Raw genomic sequence first — 22,298 nt, 5'->3', positions numbered from 1 at the left:
TTCCTCCTAAACACATCGCGCTCCGCTGATCCGTAACACCGGGATCAGACGGTCAGAAGCTCTTCCTCTTTGTTGTGCAAATCACGGTCGATCTCGGCGACGAAGTCATGGGTCACCCTTTCAAGCTCTTTTTCCGCCCGGTCCAGCTCGTCGCTGGAAATCTCGCCGTCCTTCTCGAGACCTTCCAGGTCCTTCCGTGCGGACCGGCGGATATTGCGCACCGCCACACGACCCTCTTCAGCCTTCTGGTGGGCGACCTTGACGAAGGCCTTCCGCCGCTCTTCGGTGAGGGGCGGGAAGCTCAGCCTGATGACCGATCCGTCGTTGCCCGGGTTCACGCCCAGGTCCGAGTTCTGGATCGCCTTCTCGATCGCCTTGAGCGAACCCTTGTCGTAAGGGGTGATAACCATCAGCTTCGCCTCGGGCACCTGGATGCCGGCAAGCTGCTGAAGGGGCACCTCGGACCCGTAGTACTCGACCTTGAGCTTCTCGACCAGCGCCGGCGCGGCCCGGCCGGTGCGGATCGTGGCGAACTCGCCTCGAGTGTGCTCCACCGCCTTGACCATCTTGTCCCGGACGTCCTCGAGCACGGCGTCGACATAGCTGTCGTCCATTACCGGATCAGCGTACCGATCTGCTCCCCCACCAGGGCGCGACGCAGGTTTCCGAGCTCCATGATGGAGAACACGAGGATCGGCAGGTCGTTCTCCTTGCAGAGGGTGATGGCGGTCAGGTCCATCGCACGAAGCTGCTTGGCCAGAACCTCGTCGAAGGTCACTTCGGGCAGGAGCTTGGCGTCAGGGTTGGTTCTCGGGTCGTCGTCGTAGACCCCGTCGGCGCCGCCGTGGGTCCCCTTGAGGAGGACGCCGGCGTCGATCTCGACGGCCCTCAGGGCGCCGGCGGTGTCGGTGGTGAAGAACGGGTTGCCGGTCCCTGCCGCGAACACGACGACCCTGCCCTTCTCGAGGTGCCGGATCGCCCTCAGGCGAATATACGGCTCGGCGATCTGGGACATGCCAATCGCCGTCTGCACCCGGGTGGGCTGGCCCAGCCGTTCGAGGGCGTCCTGTAGAGCGAGCGCGTTGATGACAGTGGCGAGCATGCCCATGTAGTCCGCCGTTGCCCTGTCCATCCCCGATGCGGACCCGGTCGCGCCGCGCCAGATGTTGCCTCCACCGACAACCACCGCTATCTGGGTGCCGGTTTCGGCTCCGACCTCGGCGATCTCCTTTGCGATTCGCTCGACGACGGTGCCGTCGATCGTTTCGTCGGCGGCGTCGCTGGCGAACGCCTCACCGGAGATTTTCAGAACTACCCGCTTCCACGGCGGCGGTTGGTTCATTGGGCAGCCAAGCGTAGTCCCAGACCTAGCACCGGAGGTGCGTCTTGGATGCCCGAAAACGGCTCCGGGTCAGACGCCGATTACGGCCTGGGCGAAACGGACGACCTTCGCCGACCCGAGCACCTGGGCAACAGTTTGCTTGTCGTCCCGAGCGAATGGCTGTTCGATCAGCACGCCGCCGGGTACCCGTTTGAACCATCCGTCCAGGCGGCCGTCGACGATCTTGGGTATCGCCTGCTCGGGCTTGCCCTCGTTTCGTGTCTGGGCCTCCAGGGCAACGCGCTCAGCATCCACCTCGGCGGTCGGTACCTCGTCGCGCTGGAGGTAGGCGGGCCGACCGAACGCGATGTGGACCGCAACGTCGTGCGCGAGCTCAGCGGTGCCGCCCGACAGTTCGACGATCACCGCGTTCACACCTCTGCCGTTCTGGATGTGGAGATAGGTGTCAAGGATGTTGCCGTCGGCGGCGTCGAAGCTGACAACACGGCCGATCTCGATGTTTTCCTTCAAGGTGAGCTTGAGATCGTCTATGGCGTCCTTGTAGCCGTCGACCACCGCGTCGCCGTTGGCGGCAACGTCCTTAGCGAGCTTGTTGACCAAGCTCACGAACTGCGGAGACTTGGCAACGAAGTCGGTCTCCGACTTCAGCTCTACGAGGGCTGCCGCGTTGCCGGAGATGGCTACTCCGACAGCGCCCTCTACGTTTTCGCGGTCGGACCTCTCGGCAGCCTTGCCGAGTCCGCGCTCACGAAGCCACGACACCGCAGCCTGAAAGTCTCCGTCCGCTTCGGTAAGAGCCTTCTTCGCGTCCATCATCCCGGCGCCGGTCGCGTCGCGAAGGGCCTTCACGTCTCTGGCCGAGATCTCTGCCATTGGTTTGTCTCACTACTCCTCGGTGCTAACTGCTTCGGGTGTTGTCGGGGGGGTTGGGACCGCGGGGGTTGGGACCGCGGGGGTTGGGGTCGCGGGGGCGGCGGTCGGGGGAGCGGTCGTGGGGTCGGCGGTGGGGCCGGCGGTCGTGGGGTCGGCGGTGGGGCCGTCGGTCGTGGGAGCCGTACTCGTCCCGCCGTCGCCGGATCCTGACGCTTCGGGTGCTGGCGCCGGCGCTTCTGCCGACGGCGCCGGCGGCTCGGACGCTGTCTCAGCCTCGGCCGATCCCGCGGGCTGAGTCGCAGGAGGCTGAGTCGTCGGAGGTTGAGTCGCAGGAGGCTGAGTCGCTGCGGTCTGCGGCGTGGCGCCACTTGTAAGGCGCGCCTCTCTGTCCGCCTGTGCGATAGCGGCTTGCCGACGGGCCTCCCGCTGCTGTTCGGCCCGGCGGGCTTCCTCCTCCGGATCCAGGACAGGGGGTCCTGCCGCTTGCACCCCGTTGCGAGAGGCGCGACGAGAAGCGATGAATCGCCCCTCTTCGACTGCGTCGGCAATGATCCGGCACATCAGGGTGCCGGCCCTGATTGCGTCGTCGTTACCCGGGATCACGTAGTCGATGAGGTCGGGGTCGCAGTTCGTGTCAACGACGGCGACGATCGGTATGTTCAGCTTGTTGGCCTCTGTGACCGCGATGTGCTCTTTCTTGGTGTCGATGATGAACACCGCTTCGGGCAGCCTCGACATTCCGCGGATGCCGCCGAGGTTTCTCTGAAGCTTGTCGAGCTCACGGCTGAGGATCAGGGCCTCCTTCTTCGGCATCGCCTCGAAGTCACCGGCCGACCGCATCCTCTCGTACTCCTGCATCTTCTTGACCCGGCCGGCGATGGTCGAGAAGTTCGTCAGCATCCCGCCGAGCCAGCGTTCGTTGATGTACGGCATCCCGCACTGGTCGGCGTAGCGCGCTATCGGATCCTGAGTCTGCTTCTTGGTTCCCACGAAGAGGACAGAGCCGTTGTCCGCCACCAGATCGCGAACGAACGAGTACGCGACGTCGATCCGTTCGAGAGTCTGATTGAGATCGATTATGTAGATGCCGTTGCGTTCACCAAAGATGAATCGCTTCATCTTCGGGTTCCAGCGCCGGGTCTGGTGTCCGAAATGGACTCCAGCCTCCAGGAGCTGCCTCATCGTGACGACGGCCATGGTGAATCCTCCCATCGGTTGGTCTCATCCGTCCGGTGCGCGCGCCGCAACTGCCGTTGCGGTGACCGTGGGTGCACCGGGGGGTTTGTTTGAGTGTCCCGCCTGTTCGGGACGGCCTACCAGCGTAGCGCGTGAACGGCGGCGACGTTACATGTGCTCAGCACATGGCTCAGCGCCGCGGTCAGAGGTCGGCGGTCAGCGGTCAGCGGTCAGCGAGGAGCATCCGGCCGCGAAGTTGCATGATCGCCTTGGTGTGTATCTGGCATACGCGGCTTTCGGTGACGCCGAGCACCTCGCCGATCTGGGCGAGGGTCAGGTTCTCGTAGTAGTAGAGGCTGAGGACGATCTTCTCCCGGTCACCCAGGCGGTTGATGGCGCCGGCCAGGATCTGCTTCATCTCCTCGACCTCGAATGCCGCCATGGGGCCGTCGCCCCGGTCGGCCAGGGTGTCGCCCAGCGTGGCGGACTCGCCTCGCTCGCCACCGGAGATGACCTCGTCAAGCGCGACGATGCCGATGTAGGAGATTTGGCTGAAGATCTGCTGCAGCTCCGACTCCCCGATATTGAGCTCCGTCGCCACCTCGGCATCGGACGGGGCGCGGCCGAGAGACGCCTCGAGACTGGCATAGGCCTGCTCGACCGAGCGGGCTTTCGCACGGACTGAGCGGGGCACCCAGTCGATCGATCTCAGCTCGTCGATGATGGCACCTTTGATCCTGGTGATCGCGTAGGTCTCGAACTTGATGTTGCGGCTCATGTCGAACTTCTCGATCGCATCGATCAAGCCGAACATCCCGTAGCTGACCAAGTCAGCCTGGTCGATGCTGTGGGGCAGGCCTGCGGAGACGCGGCCGGCCACGAACTTCACGAGGGGGGAGTATCGGACAATCAGCTGGTCGCGGATGCGCTGATCGCCGGTCTGCTTGTAGTCCTCCCACAGAAGGTCGACGCTTTCTTCCCCGTCTCCCATATCAGTTCCCGATCACCGACCCGGCAGGCTACCTGCTTGGGAGCTTCGAAGCTCTCATCGTTGCCCACGAAAGGTCCCTGTTCACCGCCGGATAACCATGCTCGGTCAGCTCTCGTTAACCGTGCCTGTTCAGGTCCCGGCGCCATGAGCGACTCTCACCCACCACGCACCTTCTCTACCCAGGACGCCGCGAGCCTCAAGCGCATCGAGGATCGTGGCTGTGCGGCCGACCGCCAAACCGCTCCGCCCGACGACCTGCCCCAACGACGAAGGCCTCCACCCGACTGCGTCAACGATTGCTTTCTCCTCCGAACTCAGCTCGACAGAGTTTCGACGGGTTCCAGCACTGGCTGAACCACCGCCGGAACTGTCCGGAAGGAGAATCCCCAGGGCGTCCAGCACATCCCGGGCGCAACGAACCGGCCCAGGCCCGTCGTAAAGGAGTTGGTTGCTCCCCTCGCTTGCGGGGCTACGAACCGGGCCGGGAACAACCCGCACCTCCACCCCGCGCTCCAACGCCGCCTCGGCTGTGATCAGGCTTCCTCCCTTTGAGTGGGATTCCACCACGACGACCATCACGGACAGCCCGGCGATGATCCGATTCCTGGTCGGAAAACGCCAGGCCTGCGCCGGCTGCCCAGGCGGTGTCTCCGAAATCACCGCTCCTGCTTGGCATACCCGCTCCCAGAGCGACGCATGCTGCTTCGGGTACGGCACATCGACGCCGCTGGCAGCGACACCGATCGGGGGTGCAGGCCGTCCCGCCGAACCTGCGTCGACCTCGTGTGTCAAGCCCTCGAGCGCGCCGTGATGGGCTGCGCCGTCGATTCCGAGAGCCAGGCCCGAGACCACGCATACACCCGCCTCGGTGAGGTCGCGTGCCATTTCGAATGCGATCGCCCTCCCGTCGGGAGTGGCGTTCCTGGTGCCGACGATCGCCACCCGTGGAAAGGTCAGGCGCGCGAGCGACCCCCGCCAGAACAGCACCCCGGGGGGATTGGGATCTTGTACCAGCGCCTCGGGATAGTCCTCCTCCCCGAACCAGGTCACCTGTACGCCGCGGCGGGCCGCTCGATCCCACCAGCCGGTGACCTCGATCCTCGAGGCCGCCTTCTCCCAGGCGCGACCGTCGTCGCCTTCGCGCCCCTGATCGTCGCCGGCTGCGAAGAGGGAGAGCGACTGGGAAACGCCAGCGGGCTGCCCGCCGTCAGCCCGTGACCGTCTCCGGAGCCGTCCCTCGCATACCAACTCCCACGCCTCACGAGGTTGGTGCTCGCGAAGAATCGACACGAGTGTCGCAGGACCCATCCCGGGCAGACGGGTGAGGGCCGCTGCCCAGGCGGCTTGATCCCTATGGGCCTCGGCCTGTGCCTCGGCGTTGAAGTCGGACATATCGCTGCTCACACCGAAACCCGAGGAGGCGTGAAGACTTCCGCGCGAAGGGCAAGCGCCGACTGGACGTGCTCAGCGGCTATTGGGCCGTGATTCTCGGCCAGGTCTGCGAGCGTCCGGGCCACCCGCCTCACGCGGTGAACGCCGCGTGCGGAGATCCTCCCTTGGCGCATCCGAGTTTCGAGCAACTGTCTCGCGGCTCGCTCGAGCGGAGCGAGGTCGTCGAGGAGTCGCGCGGAGATGGCGGCGTTGCACGTCACACCGCGCTTCCTAGCCTCATCCCTCGCGGAGCGAACACGGGCGGCGACGGTCTCCGTCGACTCTTCCACGGTCGGTCGATCGCTCATAAGTTCGGACACCTCGGGACGATCGACATGCACCCTGAGGTCGAAACGATCGAGCAAGGGGCCGGAGATCCTCGACGCGTACCGCGTGATCGCCGAGTCGCTGCACCTGCAGCCCCCGGGTGCGCCCTCGCCGCCGCAAGGGCATGGGTTCATGGCAGCGACCAGAAGCACGCGCGCTGGGAAAACGACGCTCGCGCGCGCCCGGCAGACCATGATCGTCCCCTCTTCGAGGGGTTGGCGGAGAGTGTCGAGCACGTCGGCGGGGAACTCACCGACTTCGTCGAGGAACAGGACCCCATGATGGGCGCAGCTCAACTCGCCAGGTCTGAGCTGCGCGGTCCCGCCTCCGATCAGCGATACCAGGGAGGCGCTGTGGTGCGGTGCCCGGTACGGCGGTCTCTTGACCAGCGAACCTGGTGGGAGCTGTAGCCCGGCTGCGGAGTGGACCCGCGCGACCTCCAAAGCCTCAGGAGTTTCTAGCGGCGGCAGCAGGCCGGGAAGGCGCTCGGCGAGCATGGTCTTCCCGGCACCCGGAGGCCCGACCATCAGGAGGTGGTGCCCTCCCGCTGCGGCGACCTCGACCGCCAAGCGACCGAGAGCCTGGCCGCGCACTTCCGCCAAATCCGGGCCACGAAACTTTTCCGGAGGGGGCAGTGGCGCCGGATGGTCAGGCCATCCCTCCTCGTCGCGTAGTACGGAAACAAGTGTGCGGAGACTCGGGATCGGCGCTACCGAGGAGCCGCGCACCAGACTCGCTTCCTCGGCGCAGGAGGTCGGCACCACGACAACTTCCGCCCGGATGGCATCGACCAACGGGAGGACTCCAGCCACTTTGCGGGCGCTCCCGTCCAGCCCGAGTTCACCCAGGAAGCCGAGACCCGAAGCGCATCCTTCCGGCAGCTGACCGTCGGCGATCAACAGGGCGACAGCTATCGGCAGATCGAGCCCGGCCCCTCCCTTTCGGATTCCCGTCGGTGCCAGGTTCACGGTGACTCTGTGCTGCGGCCAGCTGAGACCGCTTGAAATGACAGCGGCCCTCACCCGATCCCGGGCCTCTCGGCACGACGCATCGGGCAGACCGACGATCGTGAAGCAAGGAAGCCCGCGAGACACGTGGACCTCGACATCTATCGGTCGGCCTTCGACGCCCACGAGCGTCGCTGACGAGACGGTGGCAAGCACTGAAAAAACCTCCCTGCCGGTGGATTGAGGGGGCCGTTTTCGCCTGCTCCGAGCGATCCGGCGAGAGGCTACGAAGGCGGTAGGACGCCAACGCTGCGATCGGGGGCCTCGTTGCTCCGCCGGTGGCCGCCGGCGTGGGCCACAATCGGCTGAATGCCCCCCGACGATTTTGATGACCATGACGAGGAAGAGGAAGAGGAAGAGGAAGGCCTGGAGGTACGGACGATCCACCCCTTCCAGGCGCGGAAGGCTTATGTCTGCCCGGGATGCCAGCAGGAGATCGCCTCAGGAACCGGGCATGTCGTCGTCGTTCCCAAGGGCGCATCCGATCTGCGCCGGCACTGGCACCGGCCGTGCTGGGAGCGCCGTCGGACCCGCCGGCCTGGTCGGGCCGGTTAGGTCACTGGGCGGGAGCGCAAGCCGACGGTCGCTGCGGTCACCGAGCAACCTTTTTCGCAACTTGGCACCCAATTGGTGCCAATTTGCAAGAAAAACAGTGAGGTGGACCCTGAGCGACCGACTGCGTCGACGGGCTCAGAAAGCTCCCTCGATCACGTCGACCTGACCCGCGAGCACCGACGCCACGTCGAAGCGGACCGCCCAGGACCGCCGGCCCAAGCGGTCACGGTTCTCCGCGAGCCACCGGGCCGCGAGGCGTCGGATCCTGAGCTGCTTCGCCCGCCCGACCGCCTCCGCCGGGACACCGAAAAGAGTCCCCGATCGTGCCTTCACCTCGCAGAAGACGACCGTCGAGCGCTTGACCGCGACTATGTCCAGCTCGCCCTGACTGCAGCGCCAGTTCCGGTCCACCACCTCGTAGCCGGCGGCCGAGTACCACGAAGCCACCTGCTGCTCGCCGCGCGCCCCGGTGGCTCGGTTTCCCCCCGAGGCGGCGGTCGCCGCGATGGCTAGAGCTCCTTCTCCGGGAGTTCCTCGATGTTGACGTCTTTGAAGGTGACGACCCGCACAGAAGAGACGAAGCGGGCCGGCCGGTACATATCCCAGACCCATGCGTCGCCGAGGGTGATCTCGAAATACGTACGGTCGCCCTCACCCTTCGCTTCCATGGTCACGTCGTTAGCCAGGTAGAAGCGTCGCTCGGTCTCGACCACGTACTTGAACATGGCGAGCACCGCCCGGTACTCCTGGTAAAGCTGCAGCGCGATTTCGGTCTCGTACCGTTCGAGGTCCTCGGCGCTCACGGGCTCCATGGTAGGCCCAGCCGCGGTCGATTGGAGTCCATCACAGGGTTGCAGACCGGCGGCGCATGAAGAGCAGCCCTGGGCAAATTCGTGACATCTGGTTTCTCCGGGACAAGCGCAACCCCAAACGTCAAAAATTCACCGCAAAAACCGTTTGTACCGCAAAATCCAAAATGGGGACCACCTAGGGGCGGACAGCCCCGCCAGCCCACCCGCCGGCGCCAGCTCGCCCCGCCCCGCCCCGCCGGCGCCGGCGCCCCGAGCCTCAGAGAAAGGACGCCTCCCAGGGCGGCCACACCTTCCAGATCGCCCTGCCCACGATGGTGTGGGTCGGAATCGGCCCGAAGAAGCGGCTGTCCTCGGAGTTGGAACGGTTGTCGCCCATGACCCAGACGTCTCCGGGCGGCACCTTGACCGGCCCGAAGTCGGAGGTGATCGTGCCCGCCGGAAGGTAGGGCTCCACCACTACTTCATCGCCGACGTACACCCGGCCCCCTCTTCCCGACACGGTCTCCCCTGGAAGCGCGATAACCCGCTTGATCAGGACGGTCTGGTCCTCCGTCACGCCGACCGCGACACCGATCGACCGGAAAAACCGACCGAACGGGTTCTTCGTAACCGTCCTCGCGCCGTCCAGGCTCGGCGGCGCCTTGAACACGACAACGTCCCCCCGCCGCGGCGAGTGCAGGTCGTAGGCGAGCCGCGAGACGACGACGCGGTCGTTGATCCGCAGCTGGGGCACCATCGAAGCCGACGGGATGTAGTACGCCTGAGCCACCAAGGCCCGAACGACGACCGCGACCGCGACCGCGATCACGACCAACGCGATGTCCTCTGCGATCCCGCGGCGTCGCTGGGCCCGGCCCTCGGCGGCGCGGGCCTCGGCGGCGCGGGCCTCGGTAGCGCGGGACTCGGCAGCGCGGGCCTCGGCAGCGCGGGCCTGATCAGCGCGGCTCAACCGCTCAACCGCTCAGGCGGTCAACCGCCCCAGCCGTTCAGCGGCTGGCGGGCTGCCGCTTCTCCTTTATCTTCGCTGCCTTGCCGGTGCGCTCACGCAGGTAGTAGAGCTTCGCCCGGCGGACGTCCCCCTGGGTTACCACTTCGATCTTGGCGATGACCGGGGAATGCACCGGAAAGGTCCGCTCCACTCCGACACCGAAGCTCATCTTACGGACGGTGAACGTCTCTCGGACCCCGGATCCCTGCCGGCGGATGACCGCACCCTGGAAAACCTGCACCCGCTCCCGGTTCCCCTCGACAACCCGAACGTGGACCTTCAACGTGTCGCCGGGGGCGAAAACGGGGATGTCGTCTCGCAAACTGTCGCGGTCAACCAGATCCGTGGGGTTCATCGCTTCGGCTCCTGCCGGGGAGAGGGGACCCTTGAGGATAGTGCGGAGGGAGCGAACTCGGCCAGCAGCCGCTCCTCCTCTTCACTCAAGCCTCCCCTCGCCTCGATCAGGTCGGGCCTGTCGGTGATGGTCCTGGCCAGCGACTGAGCCTTGCGCCATCTCGCGACCAGTCCGTGGTCGCCGCTTCGCAGCACGTCCGGCACTTCCCAGTCGCGAAACACAGCCGGCCGGGTGTACTGCGGGTACTCGAGCAGACCGTCCGCGAAGCTCTCCTCGAGCGACGATTGGTCGTTCCCCATCACGCCGGGCACCAACCGTGCCACCGCCTCGAGCACGCAGATCGCCGCCGACTCGCCGCCGGCCAGGACGAAGTCGCCGACCGACAGCTCTCCGTCGACCAGGTGGTCCCTGACCCTCTGATCGACGCCCTCGTAACGGCCGCACAGCATCGAGAAACCGTCACCTGCGGCCAACTCCACTGCCCAACTCTGGTCGAACCGCCTTCCGCCGGGGCCGAGCAACAACAACGGCCTTGGTGGTTCGGCGGCCTCCACGACGGCGAACAGCGGCTCGGGCGCCAGGACCATTCCGGCTCCTCCGCCGAAGGGCGCGTCGTCGACCGAGCGGTGCGGGTCGTTGGCGCCGGAGCGGAGGTCGTGCACCCGAACGTCGAGTAAGCCGGCGCGGCCGGCGCGACCGATCAGGCTCGACTGGGTCCAGGTCCGAACCAGATCCGGAAAAATGGTGAGTACGTCGACGCGCACGCGCTCTCTCAATCCGCCCGGCGCGCGCTCACAGGTCGAGCAGACCTTCTGGCAGATCGACCGTCAACCCGTTCTCGCCGTCGCCCGAGTCGACCACAAACCGCAAGGGAATCAGCGTTCCGTCGCCGAGTACCAGTAGATCGCTGGCCGGGTTCGTTTCCACCGCTTCGACCACTCCCAGCCTTTCGCCCGAGACCCCGAAAACATCCCGGCCCACCAGTTCATGAACCCACAACGAACCGGGCTCGTCGATCGGCGCCGCCCTGAGAACCTGTCCCCGAAACGCTTCCGCGGTCTCGCGGCTGTCGATCCCATCGAAGGTGACCAACCAACGGTCTCTGCCGGCGGCGGGCGCCGTCGGCGACGACTGTTTCACTCGCAGCTCCCCGTTCGGTCCGGTCAGCACCGAACCGGGGGCGACTCTTTCGCTGCGGTTGGTCCAGAGCTCAACAACTACGTGACCCTTCAGCCCGTGCGGCTTGACGATCCTGCCCACATCGAGCAGCTCGCTCATCCGCAGCCGGGGCCGATCAGTCAGTCGACTATGTCGACCGCGACGTCCACGCCGTCCTTCGCACCGGCGGCACGAACCACCGCTCGGATCGATTGGGCTACGCGGCCGCGCCGGCCGATCACCTTGCCCATGTCGTCGGGTGCCACCCGGAGCGAAAGCCTGATGCCGTTGCGGGTTTCGCTCGTGTCGACGTTTATGGAGTCGGGGTTGTCGACGAGCTGCCTGGCCAGGAAGACAAGAACCGCTTTGGCCCGGCCTCCGTCGGGCTGTCCGTGGTCATCCCATTCCTCGCCCATTTCGTCATCGCCCACTTCGTTGTTGCCCGATTCGTTGTGACCAGCCACTCCGTTGGCGCCCTCGTCCGCGAAGGTCACGACTTGGCTTGCGCAGCGCCAGCCTTGAACTCCTCGAGGGCGCCGCTTTGGGCGAGAAGGCGGGCGACGGTGTCGGTCGGCTTGGCGCCGTCCCGAAGCCACCGAACGGCCCTTTCGTTGTCCACCACCACGCGGCTCGGTTCGCTTCTCGGCTCGTAGGTTCCGAGGATCTCAATAAACCGTCCGTCGCGCGGGGAGCGGCTGTCAGCTGCGACGATGCGGTACACCGGCTGCTTCTTTTTTCCCATCCGCATCAAGCGGAGCTTTACGGCCATGATCTGAGCACTCTCTTGCTGTTCGGGGCGGCCCTACCGGCGCCGCTTCTTTTTGTTGGATTTGCGGCTACCTGACGTAGCCCGCCTTGCGACTTTGCCTCCGAGGCCGGGCATCATCGCCATCTGGCGCATGTAGGTCTGCATTTGCTTGAACCTGTCGAGCAGGCTGTTGACCTCGGTCGTCGACGTCCCGCTTCCGTTGGCGATGCGCAGACGTCTAGAACCGTTGATGATCGAGGGGTTGCGACGCTCCTCCGGGGTCATGGAGTGGATGATCGCCTCGATCGGGCCCATGAGGCCGTCGTCGATCTCGGCGTTTTTCAGCTCCTTCGGGAGCCCGGGAATCATACCCATCAACCCGGACAGCGGGCCCATCTTCTTGACCTGCTGGAGCTGGTCGAGGAAGTCCTCCAGCGTGAACTGCCCCTGCTGCAACCGGTTCAGCGTGGTCTCCGCCTGCTCCCGATCGAGGTTCGCCTCCGCCTTCTCGATAAGGGTCAGCACGTCGCCCATGCCGAGGATCCGGTCGGCCATCCGATCAGGGTGGAACTGGTCGAAGTCGTCGAGCTTCTCCCCTGTTGAGGAGAACACGATCGGCCGGCCGACCACCTCCTTCACCGAGAGTGCGGCGCCGCCGCGAGCGTCGCCGTCGACCTTGGTCAGGATGACGCCGTCGAGTTCGAGCGTCTGGTGGAAAGCCTCCGCAGTGGCGACCGCGTCCTGACCGGTCATCGAGTCGATGACCAGGAACGTGTAGTGCGGCTCGACCGTCTCCGAGATCCGGCGCACCTCGTCCATCAGTTCGGCGTCGATCGAGAGGCGCCCGGCGGTGTCGACGATGAGCACGTCGCGTCCGAGGCGAACCGCCTCTTCGAGCCCCTTCTTGGCGACGGTGACCGGGTCGGACGGCTCGCTGAAGACCGGCACGCCGACCTGCTTGCCGAGGACTCTCAGCTGCTCGACCGCGGCCGGCCGCTGGAGGTCGGCGCCGACGAGTAGCGGATTCCGGCCCTCCTTGCGCTTGTAGAACGAAGCCAGCTTGGCGGCGGCGGTGGTCTTACCCGATCCTTGAAGGCCTGCCAGAAGGATGATCGTCGGTGGCCGCGACGCGTAGGTCAGCTTCAGCGTCTCCCCGCCGAGGATGTTGCGAAGCTCCTGGTGGACGATTTTGATGACCTGCTGGCCCGGGGTCAGGGCTTGAGAGAGGTCGATCCCTACGAGGTCCTCGCGGACCCGCGAGACGAAATCCCTGACGACGCGCAGGTTCACGTCGGCCTGCAGCAGGGCGAGGCGGATCTCTCGCAGCGCCTCGTCGACGTCGGCTTCGCTCAGCCTTCCGCGGCCGCGGAGCCGGCTGAAAACCGCGTCGAACCGGTCGGTCAGGGACTCGAACATGCGGCTCACCAGCGTAGTTGACATGCCCGCTTTCCCCGCCTCGGCCTAAATGGCTCGGGCTGGTCGGTCTGGTTGAGATAGAAACTTGCAGGTGACCAGCGAGCCGCTCATCTCCGCAAGAGGGCTCGTGAAGTGCTTCGGAAGGTTCACCGCTGTCGACTCGATCGATTTCGAGGTGGGCCGCGGCGAGTCGTTCGGGTTCCTCGGACCGAATGGGGCAGGCAAGAGCTCGACCATGCGGATGGTGGCGTGCGTCTCTCCCCGAACTTCGGGCGACCTGACAGTGCTGGGCATGGATCCGGACCGGGACGGAGCGGCCATCAGAGCGCGACTGGGAGTCGTGCCCCAAGAAGACAACCTCGATCCCGAGCTATCGGTCCGGGAAAACCTTTACGTGTACGGCCGCTACTTCGACATTCCGCGGCCGGTGCTGCGCGAAAAGATCGAGCAGTTACTTCAGTTCGCGCAGTTGACCGAGCGCGGTGCGGACCGAGTCGACCCTCTGTCGGGAGGCATGAAGCGCCGGCTGACGATCGCCCGCTCGCTTATCAACGACCCGGATCTGCTCCTGCTCGACGAGCCGACGACGGGTCTCGATCCGCAGGCGCGTCACGCGCTCTGGGACCGCCTGTACCGCCTCAAGGCCGACGGCGTCACGCTGGTTCTGACCACCCACTACATGGACGAGGCCGAGCAACTCTGCGACCGTCTCGTCGTCATGGACCGCGGGCGGATCGCAGCAGAGGGCTCTCCAAGGGACTTGATAGACGAGTACTCGACGCGGGAAGTGGTCGAGTTGCGTTTCGGGGCGGGAGAGAGTGAGCGGATGGCGGAGAAGGTCGCCGACCTGACCGAACGGATCGAGGTCCTGCCCGACAGGATCCTTCTCTACACCGACGAAGGTGACGAAGCGGCCGAATCGGTGCATCGCAGGCAGCTGTCCCCGCTCAGCCTCCTCGTCCGCCGCTCGACGCTGGAGGACGTATTCCTGCGCCTCACCGGACGCCACTTAGTGGACTGAAGCTGCCGTGTCTTTATCCCCCGCTCTTCGAACCAGCGCATACTTCGCCCGGGCGTACCGGCGTACTTGGAGAGCCTCGGTCGCGGCCACGTTCATCAACCCGCTGCTTTACCTCCTTGCAATGGGCGTCGGGCTGGGGTCGTTCGTAAACAAGGGGGCACACACTTCAGCGCTCGGGCAACTCTCCTACCTTCAATTCGTCGCCCCAGCGCTTGCCGCGACGGCCGCAGCGACCACGGCGACCGGCGAGTCCATGTACCCCGTGCTTGGTGCGATCAGGTGGCAGCGCACGTATTACGCGATGTTGTCTACGCCGCTGGGGGTGCGCGACGTCGTGATCGGCCATCTGCTGTGGATGGCAACCCGGATAGCCATGGCGGTCGCTTCGTACCTCGTCGTCATGGCCGCGTTCGGAGCGATCGTTTCCTACTGGGCGGTCGCGGTTCTGCCTGTTGGGGTCCTCACCGGAATGGCGTTCGCCGCGCCGCTGGCTGCCTTCGCGGTTCGCCAGCAGAGCGACAACCCGTTTCCGCTCGTGTTCCGCTTGGGGCTCGTACCGCTGTTTCTCTTTTCCGGAGTGTTCTTTCCGATCAGCCAGCTGCCCGCTGGTGTCCGGTTCATCGCCTACATCACGCCGTTGTGGCACGGAGTCGACCTGAGCCGGCAACTGACCTTGGGAGATGTCAGCATCGGCAGCGCCGCGGTGCACGTCGTGTTTCTCGCGGGCCTCACAGGACTGGGCGTAGCGACGGCCTTGCGCAACTACCAGCGGAGATTGCTCGTATGACGTCGGCGCGAGCGAGCATCATGTGGCAGAGACCGTTCCCACCGTCGGTCTTCGGGCTCGGTCTCAGCCGAAGGCTCATCGAGCGGAATGCACTGGTGGCGCGCAAGACGTGGTGGATTCTCGCGTCCGGGATCAGCGAGCCGGTCTTCTACTTGCTGTCGATCGGAATCGGGATCGGAAAACTTGTCGGAGGGATACCAGGTCCGGGTCACACACTCATTCCTTACGCCACGTATGCAGCGCCGGCGCTGCTCGCGTCATCGGCGATGAACGGGGCGGTGATCGAGAGCACGTTCCAGGTCTACTTCAAGCTCAAGTACACCAAGGTGTACGACGCCGTTCTCGCCAGTCCAATGAGCGCGGGCGACATCGCAAGAGGGGACATCCTCACGGCGCTCCTCCGCGGATCGATCTACGCCGCGGTCTTCGTCGTGATGATGGCCGGCTTCGGGTACGTGCAATCGGTCTGGGCCGTTCTCGCCCTGCCGGCCGCCGTACTGATCGGTTTCGCGTTCGGAGCCGTCGGGATGGCGGCGACCACCTTCATGCGCGGATGGCCCGACTTCGACTTCGTCAACCTTGCGCTTCTGCCGCTGTTCTTGTTCTCCACGACGTTCTATCCGTTGTCCGTCTATCCGCGCTGGCTGCAGCTCGTCGTGGAGTGCACGCCGCTTTTTCACGGAGTCGCGCTGACCAGATCGCTCACCCTCGGCTTCGTGGGATGGGACTCGCTCGGTCACGCCGCGTATCTGGTCGCGATGGGATCGATCGGCCTGGCTGTCGCCGGCCGGCGAATCAAGAAGCTCCTGCTGAGCTAGCGTGCCGGGCTCATCCCTCCGAAACAAGCGCGTCCACGAACTCGGCGGCGTCGAAGTCCACGAGGTCCTCCGCTCCTTCGCCGAGCCCGACCAGCTTGATCGGTATGCCGAGCTCCGAGCGGATCGCCAGCGCAATCCCGCCCTTGGCCGTGCCGTCGAGCTTGGTGAGCACTACGCCTGTGACGCCGACCGCGTCCGCGAACTGGCGGGCCTGGACGAGACCGTTCTGCCCGGTGGTCGCGTCGATGACGAGCAACACCTCGGTCACCTGGCCGGGTGGGCGTTCGGCCACCCGCCGAAGCTTTTTCAGCTCCTCCATGAGGTTGGTCTTCGTGTGCAGGCGGCCGGCTGTGTCTGCGAGCACCAGATCGACGCCTCGGGCCGCGGCGTGCTGCACCGCGTCGAATACGACGGCACCAGGATCCCCGCCCTCATTGCCACGCACGACGTCGGCGCCCACGCGCACCCCCCACGTCTCGAGCTGATCCGCCGCGGCGGCTCTGAACGTGTCGGCCGCGGCCATCACCACCTTGTGGCCCGAGCGCGCCTCACGTTGCGCCAGCTTGGCGAGCGTGGTGGTCTTGCCGACTCCGTTGACGCCGACCATCAGCCACACGGTCGTTCCCTCGCCCGCGAAGTGGAGCTGCGTGTCGCCGGCGAGGGACTCGACCAGATCCTCTTTCAGCCCTTCGATCAAGACGTCGGGATCGCTGATGCTCTCCTGCTTCACGCGGGTGCGGAGGCTGTCGAGGATGCTCGTGGTCAGGTTGGCGCCGACGTCGGCGAGGATCAGCGCCTCCTCGAGCTCTTCCCACGTCGCTTCATCGATGCGTCCCCGCAAGCGGACCGATCCGATGTAGCCGGCGAACAGCTGGCGAGCCCGCCCGAGACGATCCCTGAAACGAGGCGGCGCCCCGACCGCTTCGAGTTCGACCGGCTCCTCTACCTCTACTGCCTCTACCTCGAGCGGCTCGACCTCGACCGGCGCCTCGACCTCGACGGGCGCCTCCACCGGGGCCGGTGGGGCCTCGACCTTCGGCTCTTCGGGCGGCGCTTCCACCTTCGGCCTCGCCGCCTCAGGCGGGCGGGTTACCTCCGGGCGCGGCGGTGCCGGGGGCGCTTGTCGGCGGCGCCGGCCGGTGACAATGAAGCCCGTCGACAGCACCAGCACCAGCGCCAGCACTATGAGCACGACGATCACGGTGAGCATGGCTTTGCGAGCCTACCGGGGACGCACAAGTCGCCCGGCGGGCTCTGCCGGGGTTTGGCCGCTAGTTGGTTGCGGCGGCGGACACGCGCTCGCTAACCACCCGGGACGAACCGCCGGGCACCATCGTGACCCCGTACAAGCAGTCGGCCGCCTCCATAGTGCGCTTCTGGTGGCTGACGATCAGGAGCTGGGCTTCGTCCCTGAACTCGTGAACCAGGTCCAAGAACCGGTGCAGGTTCACGTCGTCGAGCGCGGCCTCGACCTCGTCCATCATGTAGAAGGGCGACGGCCGGGAACGGAACACTGCGAACAGGAACGCCAGCGCGGTGAGGCTGCGCTCCCCGCCAGACAGCAGCGACAGCCGCCGGACGTTCTTTCCAGACGGTCGCGCCTCGACCTCTATGCCGGTTTCGAGGAGCTGCTCGGGGTCGGTCAGTCGAAGCCGGCCTTGGCCGCCGGGGAAGAGGGTTGAGAACAGGCGCTCGAAGTTGTCTGCGACGTCGGCGTAGGCCGCCCGGAAAACCTCGACGATCTCCGCGTCTATCGCCCTGATCACCTTGGTCAGCTCCCTGCGTGCCCGGCGAACGTCCTCCAGTTGGGCCTCGAGGAAGTCGTGGCGCTCCATGAGCGCGGTGTGCTCTTCCAGAGCCAGCGGGTTGATCGGTCCCATCAGCCGCAGCTCGCGTTCGAGCTCGGCGCGGCGGCTCGTGGCGCTGGTGCCCGGGGGGAGCTCGGGGCATTCCGCTCCTCGTATCGCCTCGGGCTCGCAGTCCAAGTCGCGGCGGATCGTCTCGGTGAGCGTTTCCAGCCGCACCCGGGCTTCGGTGTCGCTGAGTTGGACCCGGGAGATCCGCTCTCGGATCTCGGAGAGCTGACGCTCCGCGGCGCTCCTCTGCCGGCGCAGTTGGTCCAGCTTTTCGACCCGCTCTCGATCGGCCTCCGCCTGGACTCGCCGGGCGTCACGCAGACGGGCGACGGTCGTGGCGGTGGCTTGTTCCCTGTCCAGCACAAAGGCGAGGAGCCTTCCGGTCACTTCGGACGCGCGCTCGAGGTTGACTCGACGGGTTTGGGCTTCCTCCCGCTCGGTCACGTTGCGCCTGAGCCGTTCCTCGACTTCCCGGAGCCGGCGCTCGGTGAGGCTCCGGCGTTCCTCGAGGCCCGCAGCCCGAACCTCCAGATCCCGGCGCATAGCAGCGACGGCTGCCGATCGTTCGGCCAACCGTGAGCGTGCCGCCCGTTCCGCCGCGGCGCGCTCCGCCTCGGCCTCGGCGGCCTGCTCGAGCGCCGGCAGGATCGCCTCTAGTTCTGAGACTCGTGCTCGTTCGCGGGTCAGCCTTTCTTCGAGCTCGGCGCGTTGCGCTCTTCCCGCCTCCAGCTCGCTTTGCGCCTCGGCAAGCTCGTGCTCCGCCCGCCGGAGGCCTTCCTCCGAGGACCGCCGGCGACCCTGACCGGACTCCTGCGCTTTGCTTGCTGCCGTCGCGGCATGCCTTGCGGCTTCGGCTTCGCGAGAGGCGCGTGCATGCGCTGCCTCAGCCTCGGCGACCCTGGACGCGGCTGCCTCGACCTGCCGTCGGGCTTCCTCCACCGCTGCCGCCGTCGCGCCCGCCCCCCCGGCTCCCGCTCGCCAAAGTCCGCCTGAGAAGCGGTCGCCGTCGGTGGTGACCACGATCAGATTCGGGTAGGCGATGGCGACGTCCAGCGCCTGCGACCATGAGCCTTCGGCGACGACGGTCGAGCCGAGCAGCTGGTCGAGGAGCGCCTCGACGCCCGGGAGCAAGGCTCTGGCTCGCCGGCGGAGCGGTTCGGCGCCAGAAACGTGGGCCGCCGCAGCTCGGGGCGCGTCGAGGTCGGGGAGGGCGACGACCGCCCCGGCTCCGCCGTGTCGGTGGAGCTCCTCCAGCCCTTTTCTGGCCGCGTCGAGGTTTTCGACCACTACGGCTGCGAGGACTTCCCCGGCTGCCGCCTCGAAGGCGGCCTCGAGCCCAGGGTCGATCTCGACCAGCTCCATCAGCGTGCCGACGACGCCCCCGACGCCGGCGAGGCGCTCGGCGCCCGCTCGGGCCCTGGCGTGAGCCAGAGCCTGAGACAGCGCCTCCTCCCTTGCCATCCACCGCTGGTGGTCGGCGTCGGCGGCACGCCGGCGGTCGGCAACGGCGGCGAGCTCCGCTTCGGCTGACGCCTCGGCTGCCCGCGCGTCCTGCTCGGCACGCGCGAGCTCGGGAGCGCGCTGTATGGCCTCGGCGGCGGCCTCACGGAGACGGGTCGCCTCGCCTTCGAGCCTGGTCGACCGCTGGGCGATGACCTCTAGCCGCGCCTCGAGTCGCCGCAGCTCTCCGGCCGAGCGGTCGAGCGCGGCGCGAAGGCCTCCGAGCTCGCCCCGCACCTCCGCCGCCGGGTCGCCGATCGGACTCTCGTCCCCGCCCCATTGGGTTTCCACCGCCTCCGTCTCCTCCGCGAGGGCCCGCTCGGCCTCGGTGAGCTCGTCCGCGACCGGCATGAGGTTGAGCGCGTCTTGGTCGGTTGCCTGGAGCCGCTCGACCAGAGCCGCGGCCTCTGCCTCGAGGCTGGCCACGACGTCGACGTCGACGGTCGCCGACATCGAACGCTGGATCGAGCGTTGGCGCTCGTTGAGCAGGGCAACCATTCCCGAGGCTCTCGCCTTCAGTGCCTCGGCGCGGGACAGCAACTCTCCCAGGTCCGACTGAAGATTCGCCCCGGAGCTGTGCGCCTCGGCCTCACTGGCCAGGATCTGGGCATCCAGGCGGCCCAATGCCAAGCGCACCTGCTCTTCGGTGCGGGCGAGGTCGGCCTTGTCACGCGCCGCGCCGGCGAGCCGGGCCTCGACGTTGGTCAGGTCGCGGCCGAGCAGGTGGCGTCGGACCGCGTCGAGCTCAGCCACCAGGTCTCCGTGACGGCGCGCCGCCTCCGCCTGCTTCTCGAGGGGCCGCAGCTGGCGGCGGACCTCCCTCAGAAGATCCTGCAGCCGGACGAGGCTGGCTTCGGTGGACTCGAGCCGGCGCTCCGACTTCTCCTTGCGCCGGCGGTACTTGAGGATGCCCGCCGCTTCCTCGATGATCAGGCGTCGCTCCTCGGGCCGGGAGTTGAGCACCGCGTCGAGGTTGCCCTGCGAGACGATGGTGTGCTGCTGCCGCCCCACCCCGGTGTCAGAGAGAAGCTCCTGGATGTCCAGCAACCGGCAGGGGACCCGGTTGATCGCGTACTCGGACTCGCCGGTCCTGAACAGAGTCCTGGTGATGGTTACCTCGGAGAACTCGATTGGCAGGAGGCCTGCCGAGTTGTCGATGGTCAACGAGACCTCGGCCCGGCCGAGCGCAGGTCGCTTTGACGAGCCGGCGAATATGACGTCCTCCATCTTCGACGAGCGAACTGTGCGCGGTCCCTGCGCACCTAGAACCCACGCCACCGCGTCCACGATGTTCGACTTGCCGCTCCCGTTGGGTCCGACAACGACCGTCACGCCCGGCTCGAACTCGAGCGTCGTCGAGTCGGCGAAAGACTTGAATCCCTTGAGGGTCAACGACTTTAGGAACACAGGATCTCAAACCTAGCTTTGGGAGGACTGACCGGTCTCACCCCTCCACGCTGCCTGCTGCCGCCTCAGGAGTGGTGGATTTCCCGATCAGATTTGGCAGTGGGGGCAGGAGAACCCGCTCCTGCCGTTGGAGCGCACCCTGACGATCGGCGTGCGGCACCTCGGGCACGGCTGGCCCTCCCGCCCGTAGACGTTGTGCTGCGTCTGGTAGTCGCCGACGTCTCCGTTGATGTCCCTGTACTGCTCGTCGGCAAGCGACGACCCTCGGTGTTTTACCGCCTCCTGAAGCGTTTCGATCATCGAGCGGAACAGACGGCGGATCTCCTGCGCTGTGAGCTGGTCGGAGCTGCGGTCCGGAGCCAAGCCAGCCGTGAACAGAATCTCGTCCGCATAGATGTTGCCTATCCCGGCGACGAAACGCTGATCCATGAGCAGCGGCTTCAACTTCGTGCGTCGTGCCGCGAGAAGCTCGGCGAACCGGGTCCAAGCCATCTGGTCTTCGATCGGGTCGAAGCCCAGGTGGGCAAGTTCGGGAACCTCCGCCTCCAGAGCCTCAGGGGTGGTCACGAAGAGCTCGCCGAAGGTTCGCGGGTCCACGAACCGCATCTGGGGAGCTCCCACGAAGCTGATCACGACGTGAGTGTGTTTCGGCAGCGGCTCCCTCGCAGTGCCGCGAAGGATCTGCCCGCTCATGCCCATGTGCGCGACCAGGACATCGCCGTTGTCAAGCTGCATAAGGAGGTACTTCCCGCGCCGCCTGGTCGACGTGAGCTTGCGTCCCTCGAGCTTCGATATGAATTCCTTAGAGCCCGACCGGCCTCCGTGGCGGCGTATGGACCGGTTCCCCGTCACCTCCACCTTTTTGATCTTGTGGTTGAGGAACTCTTTCTCGACGTCCCGGCGGATGGTTTCTACTTCGGGTAATTCAGGCACGGTGGCTCCCTACCTCTCCGTCCTGCGCAGCTCGCCGGTAAGCCCCTCCACGGCCCGCGCGTTGTGGATCCCGCTCGTCCTGAGCGCTTCCCATGCCTGGCGTGCCGCCGCCTGTTCCGCTTGTTTCTTCGAGCGACCGCGCCCTACGCCTCTTGCCGAGCCGAGCACCTCCACGACCGCCTCGAACTCCTTGGCGTGATCGGGCCCCTCATCGGTCACCGAGTACACGGGGAGCTGGTCGAACGACCGCGCGCAAAGCTCCTGAAGCCTGGTCTTGTAGTCGTGCCCTCCCGGGCCGGCCGCTCCGGTTTCGATCCGTTCCCCCAGAAGTCTCATCACCAGCCTGTCGGAGGCGTCCCAGCCCCGGTCGATGTAAACCGCTCCTATCAGGGCTTCCATCGCATCGGCCAGGATCGACGGCTTCTCCCGCCCTCCCGACTGGTCCTCGCCTTTGCCGAGCAGAAGAGCGTCGCCGACTCCCAGCTCGACCGCGATCTCCGCGAGGGCCGCCGAGTTGACAACCGAAGCACGTACCTTCGCCAGCTCCCCTTCGGACATGTCGGGGTAGGTCTGGAACAGGTGAACGGTGACAACCAACCCGAGCACCGCGTCGCCCAGAAACTCGAGCCGTTCGTTAGAGCTGGTGCCAAGGTTCTCCGCGCACCACGACCGGTGGGCGAGCGAGAGCGACAGCAGCGACGGGTCGCGGATGTCCCACCCCAGTCGGCGGGCTAGGTCGTTCTGTGCCTCGGACCGGTCAGCTTCTGTCGGCAGCGCCAAGCCTCCGTCCGGCGCCC

The 22,298-nt window shown here is 66.4% G+C and carries 24 protein-coding genes; 4 read left to right on the top strand and 20 right to left on the bottom strand.

Annotated elements, in window-relative coordinates:
• Nucleotides 1-44: 44 nt before the first annotated feature.
• The 7 genes from frr to VFZ97_02835 form a co-directional block, all read right to left on the bottom strand.
• Nucleotides 45-614 (bottom strand): ribosome recycling factor, encoded by a 570-nt coding sequence (frr, locus tag VFZ97_02865; GenBank protein ID HEX6392355.1) that lies wholly within the window; start codon nt 612-614, stop codon nt 45-47.
• Nucleotides 614-1,342: a UMP kinase gene (pyrH, locus tag VFZ97_02860; protein HEX6392354.1), complete on the bottom strand. Its 729-nt coding sequence runs from the start codon at nt 1,340-1,342 to the stop codon at nt 614-616. The genes frr and pyrH overlap by 1 nt, the downstream gene beginning before the upstream one ends.
• Before the next feature lie 69 nt (nt 1,343-1,411).
• Nucleotides 1,412-2,215, bottom strand: a complete 804-nt coding sequence (gene tsf, locus VFZ97_02855; GenBank protein ID HEX6392353.1) for a translation elongation factor Ts — start codon at nt 2,213-2,215, stop codon at nt 1,412-1,414.
• 12 nt (nt 2,216-2,227) lie between these two features.
• Nucleotides 2,228-3,412 carry a 30S ribosomal protein S2 gene (gene rpsB, locus VFZ97_02850; protein ID HEX6392352.1) on the bottom strand — a complete coding sequence of 395 codons (1,185 nt, stop codon included), beginning with the start codon at nt 3,410-3,412 and terminating at the stop codon, nt 2,228-2,230.
• A 202-nt stretch (nt 3,413-3,614) separates the two neighbouring features.
• Nucleotides 3,615-4,382, bottom strand: a complete 768-nt coding sequence (gene whiG, locus VFZ97_02845) for an RNA polymerase sigma factor WhiG (GenBank protein HEX6392351.1) — start codon at nt 4,380-4,382, stop codon at nt 3,615-3,617.
• A gap of 129 nt (nt 4,383-4,511) precedes the next feature.
• A complete protein-coding gene (locus VFZ97_02840; protein HEX6392350.1) occupies nt 4,512-5,786 on the bottom strand; it encodes a DNA-processing protein DprA in 1,275 nt (424 codons plus the stop codon).
• Nucleotides 5,783-7,303 carry a YifB family Mg chelatase-like AAA ATPase gene (locus VFZ97_02835; GenBank protein ID HEX6392349.1) on the bottom strand — a complete coding sequence of 507 codons (1,521 nt, stop codon included), beginning with the start codon at nt 7,301-7,303 and terminating at the stop codon, nt 5,783-5,785. The genes VFZ97_02840 and VFZ97_02835 overlap by 4 nt, the downstream gene beginning before the upstream one ends.
• A 153-nt stretch (nt 7,304-7,456) precedes the next feature.
• On the opposite strand from VFZ97_02835, the gene VFZ97_02830 reads away from it, so the two are divergent.
• Nucleotides 7,457-7,702 (top strand): hypothetical protein, encoded by a 246-nt coding sequence (locus VFZ97_02830; protein HEX6392348.1) that lies wholly within the window; start codon nt 7,457-7,459, stop codon nt 7,700-7,702.
• Nucleotides 7,703-7,837: 135 nt separating this feature from the next.
• On the opposite strand, the gene VFZ97_02825 is transcribed toward VFZ97_02830, so the two are convergent.
• The 9 genes from VFZ97_02825 to ffh all read right to left on the bottom strand — a co-directional run bounded on the left by VFZ97_02825 (nt 7,838) and on the right by ffh (nt 13,203).
• Nucleotides 7,838-8,314, bottom strand: a complete 477-nt coding sequence (locus VFZ97_02825) for a YraN family protein (GenBank protein HEX6392347.1) — start codon at nt 8,312-8,314, stop codon at nt 7,838-7,840.
• Nucleotides 8,212-8,505: a DUF2469 domain-containing protein gene (locus tag VFZ97_02820; protein ID HEX6392346.1), complete on the bottom strand. Its 294-nt coding sequence runs from the start codon at nt 8,503-8,505 to the stop codon at nt 8,212-8,214. The genes VFZ97_02825 and VFZ97_02820 overlap by 103 nt, the downstream gene beginning before the upstream one ends.
• Before the next feature lie 265 nt (nt 8,506-8,770).
• A complete protein-coding gene (lepB, locus tag VFZ97_02815; protein ID HEX6392345.1) occupies nt 8,771-9,463 on the bottom strand; it encodes a signal peptidase I in 693 nt (230 codons plus the stop codon).
• Between the two features lie 37 nt (nt 9,464-9,500).
• A complete protein-coding gene (gene rplS / locus VFZ97_02810) occupies nt 9,501-9,857 on the bottom strand; it encodes a 50S ribosomal protein L19 (GenBank protein HEX6392344.1) in 357 nt (118 codons plus the stop codon).
• Nucleotides 9,854-10,621: a tRNA (guanosine(37)-N1)-methyltransferase TrmD gene (trmD, locus tag VFZ97_02805; GenBank protein HEX6392343.1), complete on the bottom strand. Its 768-nt coding sequence runs from the start codon at nt 10,619-10,621 to the stop codon at nt 9,854-9,856. The genes rplS and trmD overlap by 4 nt, the downstream gene beginning before the upstream one ends.
• Before the next feature lie 28 nt (nt 10,622-10,649).
• Nucleotides 10,650-11,135 (bottom strand): ribosome maturation factor RimM, encoded by a 486-nt coding sequence (gene rimM, locus VFZ97_02800; GenBank protein HEX6392342.1) that lies wholly within the window; start codon nt 11,133-11,135, stop codon nt 10,650-10,652.
• Nucleotides 11,136-11,155: 20 nt separating this feature from the next.
• Nucleotides 11,156-11,509 carry a KH domain-containing protein gene (locus VFZ97_02795; protein HEX6392341.1) on the bottom strand — a complete coding sequence of 118 codons (354 nt, stop codon included), beginning with the start codon at nt 11,507-11,509 and terminating at the stop codon, nt 11,156-11,158.
• The gene (gene rpsP, locus VFZ97_02790; GenBank protein ID HEX6392340.1) at nt 11,506-11,784 is read right to left on the bottom strand and encodes a 30S ribosomal protein S16; all 279 of its coding nucleotides are present in this window, start codon (nt 11,782-11,784) and stop codon (nt 11,506-11,508) included. Before rpsP ends, VFZ97_02795 begins: the two co-directional genes overlap by 4 nt.
• A gap of 33 nt (nt 11,785-11,817) precedes the next feature.
• Nucleotides 11,818-13,203, bottom strand: a complete 1,386-nt coding sequence (ffh, locus tag VFZ97_02785; GenBank protein HEX6392339.1) for a signal recognition particle protein — start codon at nt 13,201-13,203, stop codon at nt 11,818-11,820.
• 67 nt (nt 13,204-13,270) lie between these two features.
• Between ffh and VFZ97_02780 the strand changes: the two genes are divergently transcribed.
• From VFZ97_02780 to VFZ97_02770, 3 genes are read left to right on the top strand one after another with little or no spacing between them, the layout of a single operon-like run.
• Nucleotides 13,271-14,200, top strand: coding sequence for an ABC transporter ATP-binding protein (locus VFZ97_02780; GenBank protein HEX6392338.1), 930 nt, complete (start codon nt 13,271-13,273; stop codon nt 14,198-14,200).
• A 7-nt stretch (nt 14,201-14,207) separates the two neighbouring features.
• Nucleotides 14,208-14,987, top strand: coding sequence for an ABC transporter permease (locus VFZ97_02775; GenBank protein HEX6392337.1), 780 nt, complete (start codon nt 14,208-14,210; stop codon nt 14,985-14,987).
• Nucleotides 14,984-15,805 (top strand): ABC transporter permease, encoded by an 822-nt coding sequence (locus VFZ97_02770; GenBank protein HEX6392336.1) that lies wholly within the window; start codon nt 14,984-14,986, stop codon nt 15,803-15,805. Before VFZ97_02775 ends, VFZ97_02770 begins: the two co-directional genes overlap by 4 nt.
• Nucleotides 15,806-15,815: 10 nt before the next feature.
• Here the strand turns inward: VFZ97_02770 and ftsY are convergent, their stop codons facing one another.
• The 4 genes from ftsY to rnc all read right to left on the bottom strand — a co-directional run bounded on the left by ftsY (nt 15,816) and on the right by rnc (nt 22,281).
• A complete protein-coding gene (gene ftsY / locus VFZ97_02765; protein ID HEX6392335.1) occupies nt 15,816-17,015 on the bottom strand; it encodes a signal recognition particle-docking protein FtsY in 1,200 nt (399 codons plus the stop codon).
• 61 nt (nt 17,016-17,076) lie between these two features.
• Nucleotides 17,077-20,568: a chromosome segregation protein SMC gene (gene smc / locus VFZ97_02760; GenBank protein HEX6392334.1), complete on the bottom strand. Its 3,492-nt coding sequence runs from the start codon at nt 20,566-20,568 to the stop codon at nt 17,077-17,079.
• A gap of 87 nt (nt 20,569-20,655) precedes the next feature.
• The gene (mutM, locus tag VFZ97_02755; protein HEX6392333.1) at nt 20,656-21,501 is read right to left on the bottom strand and encodes a bifunctional DNA-formamidopyrimidine glycosylase/DNA-(apurinic or apyrimidinic site) lyase; all 846 of its coding nucleotides are present in this window, start codon (nt 21,499-21,501) and stop codon (nt 20,656-20,658) included.
• 9 nt (nt 21,502-21,510) lie between these two features.
• Entirely contained in the window at nt 21,511-22,281 is a 771-nt protein-coding gene (gene rnc / locus VFZ97_02750) for a ribonuclease III (GenBank protein HEX6392332.1), read from the bottom strand.
• Nucleotides 22,282-22,298: the final 17 nt, after the last annotated feature.

This window comes from Acidimicrobiales bacterium (assembly GCA_036378675.1).
GTDB lineage: Bacteria > Actinomycetota > Acidimicrobiia > Acidimicrobiales > Palsa-688 > DASUWA01.
The sequence above is the reverse complement of the archived record's forward strand: the minus strand, read 5'-3'. Positions and strand labels throughout refer to the sequence as shown.

What these genes read in the sequence shown, in the direction of transcription:
- whiG (HEX6392351.1), bottom strand. Translation starts at nt 4,382, where the DNA reads ATGGGAGACGGGGAAGAAAGCGTCGACCTTCTGTGGGAGGACTACAAG.
- rpsP (HEX6392340.1), bottom strand. Translation starts at nt 11,784, where the DNA reads ATGGCCGTAAAGCTCCGCTTGATGCGGATGGGAAAAAAGAAGCAGCCG.
- rimM (HEX6392342.1), bottom strand. Translation starts at nt 11,135, where the DNA reads ATGAGCGAGCTGCTCGATGTGGGCAGGATCGTCAAGCCGCACGGGCTG.
- VFZ97_02830 (HEX6392348.1), top strand. Translation starts at nt 7,457, where the DNA reads ATGCCCCCCGACGATTTTGATGACCATGACGAGGAAGAGGAAGAGGAA.
- VFZ97_02770 (HEX6392336.1), top strand. Translation starts at nt 14,984, where the DNA reads ATGACGTCGGCGCGAGCGAGCATCATGTGGCAGAGACCGTTCCCACCG.
- VFZ97_02825 (HEX6392347.1), bottom strand. Translation starts at nt 8,314, where the DNA reads ATGGGTCTGGGATATGTACCGGCCGGCCCGCTTCGTCTCTTCTGTGCG.
- rplS (HEX6392344.1), bottom strand. Translation starts at nt 9,857, where the DNA reads ATGAACCCCACGGATCTGGTTGACCGCGACAGTTTGCGAGACGACATC.
- rpsB (HEX6392352.1), bottom strand. Translation starts at nt 3,412, where the DNA reads ATGGCCGTCGTCACGATGAGGCAGCTCCTGGAGGCTGGAGTCCATTTC.
- frr (HEX6392355.1), bottom strand. Translation starts at nt 614, where the DNA reads ATGGACGACAGCTATGTCGACGCCGTGCTCGAGGACGTCCGGGACAAG.
- tsf (HEX6392353.1), bottom strand. Translation starts at nt 2,215, where the DNA reads ATGGCAGAGATCTCGGCCAGAGACGTGAAGGCCCTTCGCGACGCGACC.
- ftsY (HEX6392335.1), bottom strand. Translation starts at nt 17,015, where the DNA reads ATGCTCACCGTGATCGTCGTGCTCATAGTGCTGGCGCTGGTGCTGGTG.
- ffh (HEX6392339.1), bottom strand. Translation starts at nt 13,203, where the DNA reads ATGTCAACTACGCTGGTGAGCCGCATGTTCGAGTCCCTGACCGACCGG.
- pyrH (HEX6392354.1), bottom strand. Translation starts at nt 1,342, where the DNA reads ATGAACCAACCGCCGCCGTGGAAGCGGGTAGTTCTGAAAATCTCCGGT.